Origin of the sequence: Microbacterium sp. Bi121, from assembly GCF_918698005.1 — a bacterium.
Taxonomy (GTDB): domain Bacteria; phylum Actinomycetota; class Actinomycetes; order Actinomycetales; family Microbacteriaceae; genus Microbacterium.
The window spans coordinates 189,213-205,307 of the sequence record NZ_CAKKLJ010000002.1; the positions used below are offsets into that span (position 1 = coordinate 189,213).

The following is a 16,095-nucleotide window of genomic DNA, read 5'->3' on the forward strand; positions in this document are numbered from 1 at the left end:
GATTCCTTCATCGGTTTCGGCCCGAAACTGCCCGTTCTCTCGCCATCGTGATGGCTAGGCTGGCCCCATGGTGAGTCTGACGGCCGATATGAGCCCCCTGCGTCCCGACCGCAACCTCGCGCTGGAGCTCGTGCGCGCAACCGAGGCAGCGTCGATCCGCGCCGTGCCGTTCATCGGCCGGGGGAACAAGGAAGCGGCAGACGGCGCGGCCGTCGACGCCATGCGCGCGTTCCTCGGCACCGTGAACTTCCAGGGCAGAGTCGTCATCGGCGAGGGCGAGAAGGACAACGCCCCGATGCTGTTCAACGGCGAGGTCGTCGGCTCAGGGCGTGGCCCCGAGTGCGACATCGCCGTCGACCCGATCGACGGCACCTCGCTCACCGCCGCCGGACGGCAGAACGCGCTGTCCGTGATCGCGGTGTCGGATCGTGGAACGATGCTCGACGCCTCCAGCGTCTTCTACATGGACAAGCTCGTCACCGGGCCGGCCGGAGTCGGCGTGGTCGACATCCGCCTGCCGATCGGTGAGAACATCCGTCTGCTCTCGAAGGCGCTCGACAAGCCCATCGACGAGATCGTCGTATCGGTGCTGAACCGTCCCCGCCACGAGAGGCTCATCGAAGAGATCCGCGAGGCCGGAGCCGGCACGCGCCTCATGAGCGACGGCGACGTCGCCGGAGGCATCAACGCGGCGCGCCACGGGGCGCGCACCGACATGTGCGTCGGCGTCGGCGGAAGCCCGGAGGGCATCGTGACCGCCTGCGCGATCAAGGCGCTCGGCGGTCATATCCAGGGGCGCCTCTGGCCGCGCGATGACGAGGAACGCCAGCGCGGCGTCGACGCCGGGCTCCAGATGGACTACGTGTACGAAGCCGATGAACTGGTCAAGGGCGACAACACGCTGTTCGTCGCCACCGGTGTCACGGACGGACAGCTCGTCGCCGGTGTGCGCCGCGAGGGAAACTACGTCTACACCGAGTCCGTCGTGCTTCGCGGGGCATCTGGGACGCTCCGCCGCATCTCGTCGGAGCACCTCGTCTCGAAGTGGCTCTGACGTCGGAGCCGGTCGCTGCACGCGGCTCCTGAGAGCGGCTCCCGCGCTTCTCAGGCTTACCTGGCAGAATGGGAGTCGTCGTCGAGCTCAACGGCGACGGCCTCCAGGAGGGTGAGAGATGACCACGGGAACGACGGGAAGCGGCGACAAGCCGGCACCGGTGAAGATGGTCACCACCAACACAGGTCGCATCCTTCGGATCTCGCCAGAGGACGAGGCCGCCCGCGCAGCCGCTGCGGCAGCCGCCACGACCGCGCCCCCGAACATGGATCCCGCACGCCGCACCGACGTGCTGTTCCGCGTCCGCCGTGCCGAAGGGCATGAACTCAGCCCGTGGTGGATGGTCGGCGCATTCGTCGTGAGCTCGGGCCTTGTGATCGCCCTGCTCAGCTGGGTTCCCTACAGCGCCTGATCCCTGCTTACATCCTCGTCAGCCAGTCGGTGCCGCACCGGCCCGAGATCCGCCTCGATCTCGACGATCGGTTGATCTGCTGCCGGCCCGCCGCCGTCGCGTGCGTCGCCGGTCAGTTCAGGGGCGGTGAACTTGCGCGGGCTGCTGGTGATGACCGGTGGCGCAGCCTCCAGCGATGATGCATCGATGCCGGGGAACTGCCGCGCCGTCACGAGCACCCGCGTCTCCAGCGAACCGGCGAAGCGGTTGTAGCTGTCCACCGTGCGCTCGAGCGCCCGCCGGAGGTCGTCGGCGTGGCCGGCGAGTGTTCCGAGCCGGTCGAACAGCTGCGTGCCGAGCGCGAGCAGGGTGCGGGCCTCGGTCGACACCTCCTGCTGGGTCCAGGTGTAGGCGACGGTCTTCAGCACCGCCCAGAGGTTGACCGGTGACGCCAGAGCCACGCGCTTGCCGAAAGCGTAGTCGAGCAGCGCAGGGTCCTCATCGATGGCCGCGGCCAGCAGTGACTCGCTCGGGAGGAAGCAGATGACGAACTCGGGGCTCGCGTCGAGCCCTGACCAGTACGCCTTCTTCGCCAGCGCGTCCACGTGCGCCCGGACGGCCTTCACATGCTTCTGCATGTGCGCACGGCGCTGCGCCTCGTGCCCGTCGCCGCCCGGCAGCGCCGTCGCCTCGAGATACGCGTCGAGGGGGACCTTGGCATCCACGGCGATCGAGGTGCCGCCCGGGAGACGCACGACCATGTCTGGTCGCCCCTGCCCTCGGTCGGACGAGATCGTCGACTGCAGATCGAAGTCGACGTGCCTGGTGAGGCCCGCGGCCTCGACGACGCGCCGCAGCTGGGTCTCACCCCACACGCCCCTCGTCGATGTCGAACGCAGTGCTCCCGCGAGCGACTCGGTCGTGGCCCGCAGCGCCTCATCCGACTCCTGAGCCCTGCGCAGCTGCTCGGCCAGCGAGCCGAATTGCGCATGCCGCTCCTGTTCGAGTGAGGCGACCTTGCTCTGCATCTGCTGCAGCGACTCTCGCACAGGGGCGAGTGCCGTGAGCACGGCGTTCTGCTGCTGCACCCGGTCTGCCTCGGCCCGCTGCTGCGTGCGGGCGTGCTCGACGGCATCCCGGTACAGGTCGTACTGCCGGTCGCGGTCATCCCGAGCGGCGGAGAGCTCTGCCTGAGCACGCGCGAGGTCGGTTGCAGCCGACGACAGCTGCGTCGACGACCGAGCTGCGCGCGCGTACCACCCGATGGCGGCGCCGGCGGCGAGAGCCGCGACGGCCAGGAGAACGATCAGCGGAGCATCCATACCGCCATGATGCCGACGGCCACCGACATTACGGCGCCGACGCCCCGAGCGGCGTTCAGCGTGCGGCGTGCTCCTCGAGGATCGCGCGCATGTCGGACAGCCCGAACTGGTCGGCGATCGCAAGCGCGGAGAGGGCCCCTGCGGTCTGATCCGCGCCGGCGTCCAGCAGCATCCGAAGGAGCGTCTCGTTCTTGCGGAACACAGCGCACGAGATCGCGGTCTGGCCGTTGTCGTTCACGGCATCCAGGGCTGCGCCCCGTCGGATCAGGTCCGCGACCGTGTGCGCCTCTTCGGCATAGGTCGCGACGATGAGGAACGTGTCGCCGCGCGGATTCCGCAGATCGATCGGCACACCCGCGTCGATCATCTCGCCGAGCGGTCCGGTGCGGCCCTGGCGCGCGAGGTCGAAGGTGCCCTCGATGACCTCGAGGCTGACGGGGGAGTCTCCGGAAGGATTCGTCATGCACTCATTCTGGCGTGACGGGCGTGCGAATGCGCTCAGGCCGCGCGATCCTGAGCGACGGGCGCCGGAGCATCCGTCACCCGCAGGCTCAGCGCCTTCGCGAGCGCGTGCACGTCAGCGGCGCCGACTCGTCGCGCGGAGTCGATGACGATCTCGGCGCATGCGCGGGCATCCGCGAGGGCGTCGTGATGCGAGAAATCGGCGAACCCGGCTGCGGCAGCGGCCTTCGGCAGCCGGTACGAATCGAGGTCGTACACCTTGCGTGCGACCTGCAGACTGCACAGCGAACGGTACGGAGGGCAGTCGAGTGCGGTGACCTCGGAGGCGGTGCGCAGCACCTTCAGGTCGAACCCGGCGTTGTGCGCCACGAGCACGTCGGCGCCGGCGAAGCCGCACAGCCGATCGAACTGCTCGGGCCAGGTCGCGGCGTCCTCGACATCCTGCGGACGGATGCCGTGGATCTTGACGTTCCACTCCTGGAACTCGTCGTGTCCCACCGGTGGGCGGATCAGCCATCCGGCTGTGGCGACCACCCGGCCGTCGCGCACCCGCACGAGACCGACGGAGCAGGCGGATGCGGAACTGGAGTTGGCGGTCTCGAAGTCGATCGCGGTGAAGTCCAGGGGCACCTGTTCACCTTCTCTCCGCTCGCGACGCGGACGACGCAGGCTCGCCGTAGGCTGGCGACATGAGCGATGAGCGGGCGACCTCATTCGGTGCTGCAGCAGGCGACTACGAGGCCTCGCGGCCGGACTATCCGTTCGAGGCCGTGGCCTGGATGCTCGAGAGGCTGCCATTGGAGTCGCGTCGCGTCGCCGATGTCGGTGCCGGCACGGGCAAGCTGACCCGTGTGCTCGCGGATGCTCCGGGTTCCGAGGTGATCGCGATCGATCCGGATGCCGCGATGCTCGCGAAACTGCGCGAGAGCGTCCCCGGTGTCCCGACGTTTCTCGGTACGGCGGAGAAACTGTCCCTCCCGGACGCCAGCCTGGACGCCGTGGTGCTCGGCCAGGCGTGGCACTGGGTGGATCCGGTCGCAGCTTCTGCGGAGATCGGCCGTGTCGTACGCTCCGGTGGCACCCTCGGGCTGATCTGGAATCTGCGCGACGACAGCGTGGAGTGGGTGATGCGGCTGACCGAGATCATGCGCACGTCGCCGGCGGCGGGCATGTTCGAGGGCGACGGCCCGACCGTCGCGGCACCCTTCGCCGAGCTCGAGGCGAACGACTGGCGGTGGGTGCGCCCGATGACACGTGCTCGATTGCACCGGATGGCGGACTCCCGGAGCTTCTTCATTACGGCATCCGAATCGGTCCGGCGCAGCATCCACGACGACATGGACGCGCTCTTCGACGAGCTGGGCGTGCACGGCGACGCAACCGTCGACCTCCCATACGTGACGCGGGCGTTCCGCGCAGTGCGGGACTGACACCCCCTCGGCTCAGTGCGGTCGTACCCTGACGGAATGAGACTTCTGCTCACGTCAGGCGGGGTGACGAACCCCAGCATCCGTACGGCTCTGGTCGAGATGCTCGGCAAGCCCATCGAAGCGTCATCGGCCCTCTATGTTCCGACGGCCCAGTATGGGCATCCGATGTGCACGCCGGACATCACCTTCCGCGCGCTCGCCGGTCCGCAGTCGATGACGGCGCTCGGTTGGGAATCGGTCGGTGTGCTCGAGCTCACGGCGCTGCCGTCCATGGAGGGGGAGAGGTGGATCCCCTGGGTGGAGTCGGCCGACGCCCTGCTCGTCGACGGCGGCGATGCGACCTATCTCGCGCATTGGATCCGCCGATCGGGACTTCTGAAGCTGTTCCCGCGCCTCGAGCGAACCGTGTGGGTCGGAGTCAGCGCCGGGAGCATGGTGATGACGCCGCGCATCGGCGAGGAGTTCGAGCAGTGGACGTCGCCCGACGAGGGCGAGGGGGCACTCGGCCTCGTGGACTTCTCGATCTTCCCGCACCTGGACTACCCGACGTTCCCCGAGAACACATTGGCGCACGCCGAGAAGTGGGCGGAGCACATCGACGGGCCCGCATACGCGATCGACGACCAGACGGCGATCCGTGTCGTCGGCAGCGACGTCGACCTGATCTCCGAGGGGCACTGGAAGCGGTTGGAGTAGCGGCCAACGGTAGACTGGACCCCCGTGGCCCTAACTATCGGAATCGTCGGCCTGCCCAACGTCGGCAAGTCCACCCTCTTCAACGCGCTGACCAAGAACGACGTGCTCGCGGCGAACTATCCGTTCGCGACGATCGAGCCCAACGTCGGCGTCGTGAACCTTCCTGACTCGCGACTCGACACGCTCGCCGGGATCTTCGGCAGCGAGCGGATTCTGCCTGCGACCGTGTCCTTCGTCGACATCGCCGGCATCGTGCGCGGAGCGAGTGAGGGCGAGGGGCTCGGCAACCAGTTCCTCGCGAACATCCGTGAAGCGGATGCCATCGCCCAGGTCGTGCGCGGCTTCGATGATGACGACGTGGTGCACGTGGACGGCGCGATCAACCCGAAGGGCGACCTCGAGACGATCAACGCCGAGCTCATGCTCGCCGACCTGCAGACCGTCGAGAAGGCCATCCCCCGGTTCGAGAAGGAAGTCCGCGGCAAGAAGCTCGACCCGTCGGTCCTCGAGGCAGCGAACGCCGCGAAGGATGCACTGGAGCGCGGCCAGCTGCTCTCGGTCAGCGGCATCGACCTCGCACCGATCAAGGAGCTGGGCCTGCTCACCTCGAAGCCGGTCATCTTCGTCTTCAACGTCGATGAGAGCGTGCTGACGGATGCTGCGCGCAAGGCCGAGCTCGAAGCCCTGGTCGCGCCGGCGAAGGCGATCTTCCTCGACGCGAAGATCGAGTCCGAGCTCATCGACCTCGACCCCGAGGACGCGGCCGAGCTGCTGGCATCCACCGGTCAGGACGAGTCGGGACTCGACCAGCTGGCCCGCATCGGCTTCGACACCCTGGGCCTGCAGACCTATTTGACCGCCGGTCCGAAGGAATCACGCGCCTGGACGATCCCGCGCGGCGCGAAGGCTCCGCAGGCCGCCGGTGTCATCCACACCGACTTCGAGAAGGGCTTCATCAAGGCCGAGGTCATCTCGTTCGATGACCTCGTCGAGACGGGTTCGGTCGTCGAGGCACGCGCCAAGGGCAAGGCACGCCTGGAGGGCAAGGACTACGTGATGCAGGACGGCGACGTGGTGGAGTTCCGCTTCAACGTCTAGCGTCGTTCCTGTTGCCGGTCACTCCTCATCCCACGGCAGCCTCACCTGCGGCAGGATGTAGATGCGGCCGAGGGTCGCGACGGGATGCCTCGTCATGTACTCGGCGGCTTCGTCGATCGAATCGGCGGTGATGAGGTCGTAGCCGGCGAACCACTCCTTGAACTCTGGGAACGGGCCGTCGGTGATCAGGGGTCGGCCGTCACGGACGACGACGGACTTCGCCTGCTCGGGACCCGCGACGGGTGCCCCCTCGCCGAGACGTCCCGCCGCTTCGCCCTCGGCAGCCCAGCGTTCGAGCATCGCCTGGTCCTCGGCCCGGGTCAGATCGGTGCCGGTGGGGTCGGACATGTGGATGACGAGGTACTTGCCGCTCATGAGAGTTCTCCATTCGATGGTGCGAGCTGATTTCGTCGGCGGATGAGGTGAGCAGTCTCGGCGGTGTTCCCGGCCAGATCGATTGCGCGGTCATAGGCCGCTCGGGCGTCAGCGGAGCGGCCGGTCGCGCGCAGCAGTTCCGCACGGGTGACGTGGAAGGCGTGGTGACCGTCGAGCTTGTCGGCGAGTCGATCGATGATTGCGAGAGCGAGGTCGGGTGAGTCGTGCTCGGAGAGCGCGATGGCCTTGTTGAGGGTGACGAGTGGACTCGGGTCGATCTCCTCGAGCCGGGAGTAGAGGCTCGCGATGCGCGCCCAGTCGGTGTCACGCGGATGCGGGGCGATGACGTGGGCGGCATTGATCTCCGCGAGCAGCCGGTACCTGCCGAAGGGCTCATCAGCATCCCGTGATCCGAGCAATTGCAGCCCCTCAGCGATCAGCTCTCGGTCCCAGGACCCACGATCCTGCTCATCGAGCCGCACCAGCTCACCGTCGGCCGAGACGCGGGCCTGAGAGCGGGCGTCGGTGAGCAGCATCAACGCGAGCAGACCGGCCACCTCGGCATCGTCAGGCCGGAGTCCATGTGCGAGCCGGGTGAGGCGGATCCCCTCGGCGGTCAGCTCGCGCCGGATCGCGGGCGTGTCGGGACCGGAAGCGAGGTATCCCTCGTTGAAGACGAGGTACAGCACCACGAGGACGGCCTCGATGCGCGCGGGGAGGTCCTCCGCCGCCGGGATCGCGAAGGGGATGCCGGCCGCCTTGATCTTCGCCTTCGCCCGGCTGATCCGCTGACCCATGGTCGCGTCCTGCACGAGGAATGCGTGGGCGATCTCGGCGACGGTGAGCCCGCCGACGATCCTCAAGGTGAGCGCGACGCGCGCGTCGAGCGAGAGCGCCGGATGGCAGCAGATGAACAGCAGCCGAAGTCGATCATCCTCGATGGCGCCGGTCGGGGCGGAGGGTTCCGGATCATGCAGCCGCAGCGCCTCCCAATGCTTCTCGTCTCGACGCGCCTCCCGTCGCAGCCGATCGATCGCCCTGCGATTCGCTGTCGTGGTCACCCACCCGGCAGGGTTCGGCGGTATGCCGTGTGCCGGCCAATGCTCGACGGCGGTCGCGAACGCCTCCGCGGTCATCTCCTCGGCCAGGTCGAGATCTCCGAACCGCCGCGTGAGTCCCGCGACGATCCGCGCCCACTCCTCGCGATGCGTGCGCGTGATCACCGTCGCGACATCCCGAGTGTCGTCCCGGGGCTCCGGCATGGTCATCATCTCCTCGCTGCATCTGCTCTCCGAGCGGGCCGTTCAGCTTGCGACAGTCTTCCGGAAAATCCTTCGGATCGGTGTGCGATCGGAAGACTTTCGCAGCGGCCCCTCGGCCTTGGCGGCTGCCTTGCGTTCAGCGGCAACGCGACGCCGCTCCGCCTCGACCACGGCCCGCTGGATCTCGGCCTGGAGGTAGGTGATCGTCAACATCGGATCGATATACATGGAGGAGGCCCTTCCTGATCGGGCCGAAATCGTTGCATCCCGGCTATCAGGACCACGAACGGGCGCGGCTCATTTCGACACCGGCTTGACGGGTTGTGCCGCGCGGCGGCGCACACCCCTAACGCACAGATGGCCGGTGTCGCTCACGCTTGCGACAGCCCACTCGCCAAACGGGCGGGACTGGAGTTCGAATGCGTGCGTGACGGCGATGAGCAGCCGTCGGCCGATGACGTCCAGACGCCCGGCGCTTAGAATCACCGCATGAGTGCTCTGACTTTCAGCATGAACGTCACCCTGGACGGCTGCGTCGATCACCGCGAGGGGATCGCCGACGACGAGACGCACGCCTACTTCACGCGTCTCATGGATGAGTCCGGCGCGATGCTGTGGGGCCGCACCACCTACGAGATGATGGAGAGCTCCTGGCCGCAGATCGCCCGCGGCGAGGTCGATGCACCGTTGGCGTTGCGCGAGTGGGCGCTCAAGCTCGAGGCCAAGCCGAAGTACGTCGTGTCGACGACTCGAAGTGACTTCCCCTGGACCAACAGCCACCACCTTGCCGGCGAGCTGAGCGCGACGGTGCGAGGACTCAAGGAACGAACGCCTGAAGGAGTGCTCGTCGGCAGCGGCAGGCTGGCGGCGGAGCTCGACCGGTTGGACCTCATCGACGAGTACAAGTTCCTCGTGCACCCGATGATCGCAGGTCACGGCCCGAGGCTTCACGAGGGCGGGCTGCCGGCGACGCGCCGTCTCGCTCTGGTCTCAGCCGAGCCGCTCAGCAACGGTGCCGTCGCAATGCACTACCGACGGGCTGCTTGACGCCAAGACCGCAGAGAACAACGCGAGTCAGTCGGACGAACCAGGTCGCTTGCGCCCCGCCTTCGTCTCCGCGCGGCGCCGTTTGCCCTCGAGCCGCCGTCGTCGGGATCCGCCGGTCGGCCTCGTCGATCGTCGTGCGACGGCGGGTGCGACGGCCTCACGAAGAAGATCCGAGAGTCGCTCTCTCGCAGCCAGGCGGTTCTGGCGCTGCGAACGGTGCTCGGCGGCGGTGATCGTGAGCACTGTTCCCACGAGGCGTCCTCCGAGCCGGGAGATGACGCGCGTCCGCTGGATGTCGTCCAATGCCGTCGTGCTGCCCAGATCGATGCTCAGCTGCACGCGCGAATCGGTCGTGTTGACTCCCTGACCTCCAGGGCCGGACGCACGGGTGAACTGTTCGATCAGTTCGACATCCGGAATGCGGAGACCGTGCGGCGCGCCCGGGCCCGGCGGCACGCGCAGATCATCCATGGAACTAGTCTGCCGCACAGGTCTGATCGATACAGGCCCGATCCGCACAGGCCCGATCCGCACAGGCCCGATCCGCGCTCGTCGGCGACCGCACACCGACATCTAGACTGGTGGCGGAAGAACCGTCGTACTCAGGAGGCCCGACCACCGTGACTCAGCAGAGCATCTTCGAGCCGGAAGGCCGTGCCGTGCCGTTCGTCGTCGAGGGGGAGGGGCCCGTCTCCCTCGTCCTCGTGACGGTGCGCGACCTCGAAAGCGATGGTCTCGGCGTCGTCGCGCACTATCTCGCCGAGGAGGCCGGGTTCCACGTCGTCCGCGTCGGCCTGCAGGCCGAAGGTGCGGAACCCGCTGCCGCCGCCGAGCAGATCGATGACGTCCTCGCGCTGATCGACGATCTCGGCCTGGACGACACGTGGATCGGTGGCCATGGCTTCGGCGGCACCGTCGCACGCGCGTTCGCCGCCACGCACACCGACCGCGTCAACGGGTTGCTGCTGCTCGGCGCTGAAGACGACGACGCCCCGCTCGCCCCCGCCATCCCCGTCCTCATCGTGCAGGGATCGGAAGACACCGTCACTCCGCCGACGAACGGCGAGCGACTCCAGGCGACCGCCCCTGAGCGGGCCAGTGTGAAGAACCTCGAGGGCGCGGATCACTTCTTCCCGGTGACGCACCCGATCGAGACGGCCGTCATCATCGAGGAGTATCTCGACTGGGACTGACCCGGCCCCCGGCGCCTACTGCAGCCGCAGGTCGATGAGCGGGTGATCGGCGAACACCTCGAGCACGATCTCGAAGTAGGTCTTGCCCTTTCCAGCGCGCAGCGCGTCCAGGTCTGCCATGAGCCGGGCCTCGTTGAACGTTCCCGGCTGGGCGAGCTTGCCGAGTAGCCATCTCTGCGTCTCGTCGAACCCGAGCACCTCCCGGCTGCGCGAATGGTCGCGCCATACGACGACCACGGGCTCCCCGTCGCGCGACTCGGCATCCAGGCGGTACAGGATGTCGTTCAGCGCGTCCAGGCTCGCGCCCATCCGCCAATCCTCATCGCGCATGAACTCGCGGTTGAACTGTTCGTAGAGGTCGGAGATCCCGTTGATCCCTGACCCGTCCAGGCGATATTCGGTCATCAGGGGTGCTGACCGGCGTGCGACCCTTCGCCGATCTCCTCGATCGTCTTGGAGTTGAACGCCGGCAGATCATCGGGGGTGCGGCTGGACACGAGTCCGCTGTCGACCGCCACCTGCCGATCGACCCAGGTGGCCCCAGCGTTGCGCAGGTCGGTTCGCAGGCTCGGGTAACTGGTCAGCGTGCGCCCGCGGACGACATCGGCCTCGATGAGGATCCAGGCGCCATGGCAGATCACCGACACCGGCTTGTGCGCCTCGAAGAACGCTTTGGCGAACGCCACGGCATCCCGATCCATCCGAAGATGATCGGCATTCACGACGCCACCGGGCAGCACGAGGGCGTCGAAGTCGGACGCATCTGCATCCGCGACGTCCTGGTCGACCTTCTGCTCGTGTCCGTTCTTGCCGGTCACGGTCTGGTCGGCGGGTGAGATCAGTCGAGCGCGTGCTCCTGCGTCCATCACCGCACCCCAGGGGCTGGTCAGTTCACTGTCTTCGAATCCGTCGGTGAGCAGGAACGCCACCGTCTTGCCATCAAGCTCTGCCATGATCTCTCCTCGTTCGTGATGGTCTCGCGGACGGTTCGGCGTCACAGGCGCCGAGGCGGCGGGTTCTGCGAATCCTTTGGGTCGGGGACGGCCGGGGTTCCCGTCCGCACGCCGTCGGGGGTGATGGGCTCGAAACCGTCACTGTCGTCTCGAGTGTTCTCTGCGGGCGCGTCGGTGACTTGCTCGTCTTCCGGGTCCTTCGGATCGGACATGATGTCTCCCTTCCGTTCGATGGCCCCATACTGGTGCAGATCGCGCGGATCCCACGAGGGGCTTGACGTGCGAGGACAAAGAAGGTGGGATGCCGGAGCACCCCACCTTCTCGTACTTCTCACATCGTCACGCCGGCTGCGGCAGGATCGTGAAGCTCACTGCGCCTTGGTCGTCCACCCCGGCGTCGAGCACCTTGTCCGAGAGGGCCTCGGCGGCGGTGTCCTCCAGGAAGACTCGGCTCGCCGGTCCTTCGACGACGACATCGGCGGGCTCGGGAGTGGGCACGACGTGAACGGCGAAACGTGCTTCGCCGTTCGGTCCCTGCCCCTCCGCGGTCTGGATGCGCAGTCCCGCCTCTGCACCGGCATCCTCTCGGCCGACGATCGTGGTGACGACGGCATCTGCATTCTCGGTCAGGGTGAGCACAGCGCTCTCCTTCCGTTTTGCGGACATGCTCCGGTCAGAACATGTCCGGGCCACGATTCCGCACCCTGCCGTCGTCTTCAAGCTCAGCTCAGGATTCGGAGGAACCTCTCATGTCCAGGTGCATCGGGCTTCTCGATCGTGTCAACCCCCTGTGCCATGGACAGTCGGCCGGGCTGACTGGCATCGATACCGAGAACACCGAGACAGAGGAGCAGAACATGGTGCAGATCATCGAGACCGTGGACGTCGAGGTTCCCGTTCGCGCGGCGTACGACCAGTGGACCCAGTTCGAGAGCTTTCCGGAGTTCCTCGAAGAGGTCGTCTCCCTGACGCAGGTCGACGACACGAACACGCACTGGAAGGTGAAGGTCGGCGGCACGGAGCGGGAGTTCGACGCCGTCATCACCGAGCAGCACCCGGACGAGCGCGTCGCCTGGACGAGCACGGGTGGCGAGACCGAACACGCCGGCGCAGTCACGTTCCACAAGCTCGACGACGCGTCCACGCGCGTGACCGTCCAGATCGACTGGGAGCCCGAAGGCTTCGTCGAGAAGGCCGGGTCGATGCTCGGCGTCGGATCTCACGCAGTGAAGAAGGATCTTCAGAACTTCAAGGAGTTCATCGAAGCGCGCGGGTCGGAGACCGGCGCATGGCGCGGTGACGTCGAAGCCTGAGAGAGCCCGCGAGAGCTTCGGGGGATCCCCACCCTCGGGGCTCTTGCGACTTCGCGGTCAGCTGCGCAGCCGCTTGCGCAGGAACACCTGCTCGATTCCGTCACCCTGAGGAACACGGTGCGTCTCGACGTAGCCGCACGATTCGTACAGACGGATGTTCGCTTCGCTCAGACTGCCGGTGAACAGCTCGGCCTCGTTCGCCGAGCTGGCCTTCTCAGTCGCCTCGAGCAGGGCGCGGCCGATGCCCTCGCCCTGCATGTCCGGCGCGATCGCTATGCGCCCGATGAGCAGCAGATCACCGTCCTGCACTGCGCGGATGACCCCGACGAGTCGGGAGTCCACACGAGCGACCCAGCCGGAGTTCTCGGCGATCTCCGCGCGCACCTGTTCGAGCGTCTGCGTCAGCGGCGGCATGTCAGCGTCGCCGTAGATGAGGGCTTCCGACACGAAAGCCGCGCGTTGCACGGTCATGATCTCACCGGCGTCATCCGGTGAGATGGGGTCGATCGTGAGGTTCACGGACGCGGCTCCTCTTCGCGCAGACGGGGTTCGCTGCGCCGCTCGGGTCGAAACCCGGACTTATCCGCATAGAACGCGCGGATCCGGTCCATGTCGGCACGCACATCGCCGGTCAGCTCGAACGTCGGGCCGAGTCCTGTCGTCATCGTCGTGCGATCAACGAAGCACAGCGTCACCGGCATCCCGGCGTCGCGCGCGATGCGGTAGAAACCCGATTTCCAGTAGTCGTTGCTGCCGCGCGTGCCGTCAGGAGTGATCACGAGACCGAAGACCTCCCCGGCGCGAGCGAGCGCGACGACATCGTCGACCACCCTGCTCGCGTCCGCCCGATCGACCGGGATCCCCCCGAGTCTGCGCATCAGCGGTGCGCGCCAGCCGGCGAACAGGCTCTTCTTGCCGAGCCAGCGGATGTCGACGCCGAGCCGCCAGGCGATCGCGAGCATGAGGATGAAATCCCAGTTCGACGTGTGCGGAGCACCCACGAACACGGTCGGGCGGTCAGGGGCCGATTCGCCGACGAGCTTCCAACGGCTGACAGCCCAGAAAGCGCGGGCGATGAGTCGTCGCAGCATCCTCCCACCGTAGGACACGCGGTATGCGTGATCGGGCATGGGGAGCTCAGGACTGCTGCCGTCCGCGCCCGATCAACAGCGGCAGAACGAGCCACAGGCTCAGCACCACGACGGCGCCGACGATGAGGACGACGACCGAGACCGTGCGGTCGAGCGCGAAATCGACGACCAGCACCGTCACCCCGACGCTCAGGATGCCGACGACCACGAGATTCGCCTTGACGAGTCGTGCTGCGATTCGCACGAGCTCGGGCTTGCGTCGCCTGCCGAACAGCGAGCGGTGCATCCCCACAGGGGCGAGCGCGAGAATAGTGGCCAGCGCGGCGAGACCCACCAGAACCAGGTACAACCCCACCTGCAGCGGATCCAGCTCCGTGAATCTCGGCTGAAACGCCACGGCCAGCAGGAACCCCGAAAGCACCTGAGTGCCGGTCTGCATGACCCGCAGCTCTTGCATGAGCTCATCCCAGTTGCGGTCGGCGCGCTCGTTCGCCGTCTCATCGCGGCCGTCTTCGCTCAGGGCGTCCTCGGTGGGGGCGTCGTGGTCCATGTGCCGAGTCTGGTCAGACGAGGACGGTCCTGTCCAGACCCTTGACGGCGTCGGGCAGCGCGTCCGCGACTGCCCAGGATGACGGGGCCGGTTCCGGCATTCCGGCGTAGCATGGAGGCATGACTTCATCGCAGACCACGCAGGCGGCCGCCACGCAGGACGCGCAGCCGCTCGCCGCGCCCGCCGGCCTCAACCTTCTGGGTGAGACGAACGCGGGTGGATGCTGCGGCGCCGACGGGTGCTGCTCGCTCTGACGCAGAACCCGTCGACCCCGTCAGCGGTCAGTGCCCGCCGACGAACTCACCGTCGACGTCGTCTGCAGGCTTGCGGACGAAAGCACTGAGAACGACCGCGCCGAGCGAGATGATCGCGGCGATCAGGAACGCCATACGCGCGCCCGGTGCGCCGGCGACCGCGGTGTCGAGACCCTCGTGCTCGCCTGCATGCAGGATCGACGAGTACGTCACCGTCAGCAGGGCGACACCGGCAGCGCCGGCGACCTGCTGAATCGTGTTCAGCGCGGCAGAACCGTGCGAGTACAGGTGTCGACGCAGCGAACCAAGCGACGACGAGAACAGCGGGGTGAACGACATCGCGAGTCCGACCGACATCACGGTCTGCGCGATCACGAGCATCCACCACTCGGTGTGCTCTCCGACGGTCGAGTAGAAGAACAGCGCGGCCGAGACCATGATCGTTCCTGGTACGAGAAGCGTCCGCGTACCGCGTGCGTCGTAGATGCGGCCCATGAGCGGTCCGAGCAGGCCCATCAGCACGGAGCCGGGCAGCAGGATCAGACCGGCCTGGAGCGGATCGAGGCCGGCGACGTTCTGCAGGTACTGCGGCAGCAGGGTGAGCGTGCCGAACATCGACAGCGCGAGGATCGCCATGACGATCACCGCGACCGTGTAGTTGCCGGTGCGGAACACGCGCAGATCCAGCAGGGCGTCATCGACACGCTGCAGCACGAGCTGCCGCCACACGAACAGGGCGAGGGCGATGGCGCCGACGGCGAGTGAGACGATGCCGATCGTCGCACCGCCTGATGCGCTCTCGCCGCCGAACTGGCTCAGGCCGTAGACGACGCCGCCGAAGCCGAAGGCGGACAGCACGATCGAGAGGACATCGATCGGGGCGTTGCGGGTCTCGCCGAGGTTCGTCATCCACTTGGCACCCATCGCCAGGGCGATGATCGCGATCGGGAGGACGATGGCGAACAGCACGCGCCAGTTGAACGCGTCGAGGACGGCGCCGGCGAGCGTCGGGCCGATCGCGGGCGCGAGCGAGATGACGAGGCCGACCCGGCCCATCATCCGACCTCGCGACTGCGGTGGGACGACGTTCATCATGGTCGTCATGAGCAGCGGCATCATGATGCCCGTACCGCCGGCCTGGATGACGCGTCCGACGAGGAGCACCGTGAATCCGGGTGCGAGCAGGCAGACGAGGGTGCCGAGTGTGAACGCGCTCATCGCGGCGATGAAGATCTGACGCGTCGTGAAGCGCTGCAGCAGGAAGCCGGTCGTGGGGATGACGACGGCCATCGTGAGCATGAACGCGCTCGTGAGCCACTGACCGAGCTCGGGCGGGATGCCGAGGTCGGTGTTCAAGTGCGGGATCGCGATCCCCATCGTCGTCTCGTTGAGGATCGCGACGAACGCGGCGACGAGCAGCAGCCAGATGACGCGCATGTCGGAGGGCGCGATGACGGGCGCGGCCTTGACGACAGGAACAGAACCGGTGGAAGTGGTGGCCAAAACGTCTCCTCAACGGCATGGGGTGGGCGGGAAGGCCGGGCGCGGAGCCGACAGATCTGGCATCCGCTCGTGCGCGACGTTCCAGGATAACCCCCTGAGGA

At 67.3% G+C, this 16,095-nt stretch carries 24 protein-coding genes; 9 read left to right on the forward strand and 15 right to left on the reverse strand.

Annotated elements, in window-relative coordinates; translation table 11 throughout:
• Positions 1–67 precede the first annotated feature (67 nt).
• On the forward strand, positions 68–1,054 hold the full coding sequence (gene glpX, locus LQZ87_RS03575; protein WP_230102087.1) for a class II fructose-bisphosphatase: 987 nt from the start codon (positions 68–70) through the stop codon (positions 1,052–1,054).
• 118 nt (positions 1,055–1,172) lie between these two features.
• The gene (locus LQZ87_RS03580; RefSeq protein ID WP_230102088.1) at positions 1,173–1,466 is read left to right on the forward strand and encodes a hypothetical protein; all 294 of its coding nucleotides are present in this window, start codon (positions 1,173–1,175) and stop codon (positions 1,464–1,466) included.
• Here LQZ87_RS03580 and rmuC read toward each other — a convergent pair.
• From rmuC to LQZ87_RS03595, 3 genes are read right to left on the reverse strand one after another with little or no spacing between them, the layout of a single operon-like run.
• The gene (gene rmuC / locus LQZ87_RS03585) at positions 1,454–2,767 is read right to left on the reverse strand and encodes a DNA recombination protein RmuC (protein ID WP_230102089.1); all 1,314 of its coding nucleotides are present in this window, start codon (positions 2,765–2,767) and stop codon (positions 1,454–1,456) included. The genes LQZ87_RS03580 and rmuC overlap by 13 nt on opposite strands.
• Positions 2,768–2,822: 55 nt before the next feature.
• Positions 2,823–3,230, reverse strand: a complete 408-nt coding sequence (locus LQZ87_RS03590; RefSeq protein WP_230102090.1) for an ankyrin repeat domain-containing protein — start codon at positions 3,228–3,230, stop codon at positions 2,823–2,825.
• Positions 3,231–3,265: 35 nt separating this feature from the next.
• On the reverse strand, positions 3,266–3,859 hold the full coding sequence (locus LQZ87_RS03595; RefSeq protein WP_230102091.1) for an exonuclease domain-containing protein: 594 nt from the start codon (positions 3,857–3,859) through the stop codon (positions 3,266–3,268).
• 59 nt (positions 3,860–3,918) lie between these two features.
• Between LQZ87_RS03595 and LQZ87_RS03600 the strand changes: the two genes are divergently transcribed.
• Genes LQZ87_RS03600 through ychF form a run of 3 tightly spaced genes read left to right on the forward strand, consistent with a single transcriptional unit; the run spans position 3,919 to position 6,453 of the window.
• On the forward strand, positions 3,919–4,659 hold the full coding sequence (locus tag LQZ87_RS03600; protein WP_230102092.1) for a class I SAM-dependent methyltransferase: 741 nt from the start codon (positions 3,919–3,921) through the stop codon (positions 4,657–4,659).
• A 36-nt stretch (positions 4,660–4,695) separates the two neighbouring features.
• A complete protein-coding gene (locus LQZ87_RS03605; RefSeq protein WP_230102093.1) occupies positions 4,696–5,355 on the forward strand; it encodes a Type 1 glutamine amidotransferase-like domain-containing protein in 660 nt (219 codons plus the stop codon).
• Positions 5,356–5,379: 24 nt separating this feature from the next.
• Positions 5,380–6,453, forward strand: a complete 1,074-nt coding sequence (gene ychF, locus LQZ87_RS03610; protein WP_230102094.1) for a redox-regulated ATPase YchF — start codon at positions 5,380–5,382, stop codon at positions 6,451–6,453.
• Positions 6,454–6,471: 18 nt separating this feature from the next.
• On the opposite strand, the gene LQZ87_RS03615 is transcribed toward ychF, so the two are convergent.
• From LQZ87_RS03615 to LQZ87_RS03625, 3 genes are read right to left on the reverse strand one after another with little or no spacing between them, the layout of a single operon-like run.
• On the reverse strand, positions 6,472–6,828 hold the full coding sequence (locus tag LQZ87_RS03615) for a YciI family protein (protein WP_230102095.1): 357 nt from the start codon (positions 6,826–6,828) through the stop codon (positions 6,472–6,474).
• Positions 6,825–8,090, reverse strand: a complete 1,266-nt coding sequence (locus tag LQZ87_RS03620; protein ID WP_230102096.1) for a DUF6596 domain-containing protein — start codon at positions 8,088–8,090, stop codon at positions 6,825–6,827. The genes LQZ87_RS03615 and LQZ87_RS03620 overlap by 4 nt, the downstream gene beginning before the upstream one ends.
• 42 nt (positions 8,091–8,132) lie before the next feature.
• The gene (locus LQZ87_RS03625; protein ID WP_230102097.1) at positions 8,133–8,318 is read right to left on the reverse strand and encodes a hypothetical protein; all 186 of its coding nucleotides are present in this window, start codon (positions 8,316–8,318) and stop codon (positions 8,133–8,135) included.
• Positions 8,319–8,579: 261 nt separating this feature from the next.
• Between LQZ87_RS03625 and LQZ87_RS03630 the strand changes: the two genes are divergently transcribed.
• The gene (locus LQZ87_RS03630) at positions 8,580–9,137 is read left to right on the forward strand and encodes a dihydrofolate reductase family protein (protein ID WP_230102098.1); all 558 of its coding nucleotides are present in this window, start codon (positions 8,580–8,582) and stop codon (positions 9,135–9,137) included.
• Between the two features lie 27 nt (positions 9,138–9,164).
• Here LQZ87_RS03630 and arfB read toward each other — a convergent pair whose 3' ends face one another.
• A complete protein-coding gene (arfB, locus tag LQZ87_RS03635; RefSeq protein WP_230102099.1) occupies positions 9,165–9,608 on the reverse strand; it encodes an alternative ribosome rescue aminoacyl-tRNA hydrolase ArfB in 444 nt (147 codons plus the stop codon).
• A gap of 149 nt (positions 9,609–9,757) precedes the next feature.
• Here arfB and LQZ87_RS03640 point away from each other — a divergent pair, with 149 nt between their 5' ends.
• The gene (locus tag LQZ87_RS03640; protein ID WP_230102100.1) at positions 9,758–10,330 is read left to right on the forward strand and encodes an alpha/beta fold hydrolase; all 573 of its coding nucleotides are present in this window, start codon (positions 9,758–9,760) and stop codon (positions 10,328–10,330) included.
• Positions 10,331–10,345: 15 nt separating this feature from the next.
• Here LQZ87_RS03640 and LQZ87_RS03645 read toward each other — a convergent pair whose 3' ends face one another.
• The 4 genes from LQZ87_RS03645 to LQZ87_RS03660 form a co-directional block, all read right to left on the reverse strand.
• Positions 10,346–10,735 carry a ribonuclease inhibitor gene (locus LQZ87_RS03645; RefSeq protein WP_230102101.1) on the reverse strand — a complete coding sequence of 130 codons (390 nt, stop codon included), beginning with the start codon at positions 10,733–10,735 and terminating at the stop codon, positions 10,346–10,348.
• Complete coding sequence (locus tag LQZ87_RS03650) at positions 10,735–11,283, reverse strand: type 1 glutamine amidotransferase domain-containing protein (RefSeq protein ID WP_290368239.1); 549 nt, start codon at positions 11,281–11,283, stop codon at positions 10,735–10,737. Before LQZ87_RS03650 ends, LQZ87_RS03645 begins: the two co-directional genes overlap by 1 nt.
• Before the next feature lie 41 nt (positions 11,284–11,324).
• Positions 11,325–11,495: a hypothetical protein gene (locus tag LQZ87_RS03655; RefSeq protein ID WP_230102102.1), complete on the reverse strand. Its 171-nt coding sequence runs from the start codon at positions 11,493–11,495 to the stop codon at positions 11,325–11,327.
• Between the two features lie 127 nt (positions 11,496–11,622).
• Positions 11,623–11,922 carry a Fe-S cluster assembly protein HesB gene (locus tag LQZ87_RS03660; protein WP_230102103.1) on the reverse strand — a complete coding sequence of 100 codons (300 nt, stop codon included), beginning with the start codon at positions 11,920–11,922 and terminating at the stop codon, positions 11,623–11,625.
• Between the two features lie 218 nt (positions 11,923–12,140).
• On the opposite strand from LQZ87_RS03660, the gene LQZ87_RS03665 reads away from it, so the two are divergent.
• The gene (locus LQZ87_RS03665; protein WP_230102334.1) at positions 12,141–12,596 is read left to right on the forward strand and encodes an SRPBCC family protein; all 456 of its coding nucleotides are present in this window, start codon (positions 12,141–12,143) and stop codon (positions 12,594–12,596) included.
• Positions 12,597–12,653: 57 nt separating this feature from the next.
• On the opposite strand, the gene LQZ87_RS03670 is transcribed toward LQZ87_RS03665, so the two are convergent.
• From LQZ87_RS03670 to LQZ87_RS03680, 3 genes are read right to left on the reverse strand one after another with little or no spacing between them, the layout of a single operon-like run.
• Complete coding sequence (locus tag LQZ87_RS03670) at positions 12,654–13,067, reverse strand: GNAT family N-acetyltransferase (protein ID WP_230102335.1); 414 nt, start codon at positions 13,065–13,067, stop codon at positions 12,654–12,656.
• A 44-nt stretch (positions 13,068–13,111) separates the two neighbouring features.
• On the reverse strand, positions 13,112–13,687 hold the full coding sequence (locus LQZ87_RS03675) for a 1-acyl-sn-glycerol-3-phosphate acyltransferase (protein WP_230102104.1): 576 nt from the start codon (positions 13,685–13,687) through the stop codon (positions 13,112–13,114).
• A 46-nt stretch (positions 13,688–13,733) separates the two neighbouring features.
• The gene (locus tag LQZ87_RS03680) at positions 13,734–14,237 is read right to left on the reverse strand and encodes a DUF6328 family protein (protein ID WP_230102105.1); all 504 of its coding nucleotides are present in this window, start codon (positions 14,235–14,237) and stop codon (positions 13,734–13,736) included.
• 119 nt (positions 14,238–14,356) lie between these two features.
• Here LQZ87_RS03680 and LQZ87_RS15215 point away from each other — a divergent pair, with 119 nt between their 5' ends.
• A complete protein-coding gene (locus LQZ87_RS15215) occupies positions 14,357–14,491 on the forward strand; it encodes a hypothetical protein (RefSeq protein ID WP_290368240.1) in 135 nt (44 codons plus the stop codon).
• 27 nt (positions 14,492–14,518) lie between these two features.
• Here the strand turns inward: LQZ87_RS15215 and LQZ87_RS03685 are convergent, their stop codons facing one another.
• Entirely contained in the window at positions 14,519–15,928 is a 1,410-nt protein-coding gene (locus LQZ87_RS03685) for an MDR family MFS transporter (protein WP_230102336.1), read from the reverse strand.
• Positions 15,929–16,095: the final 167 nt, after the last annotated feature.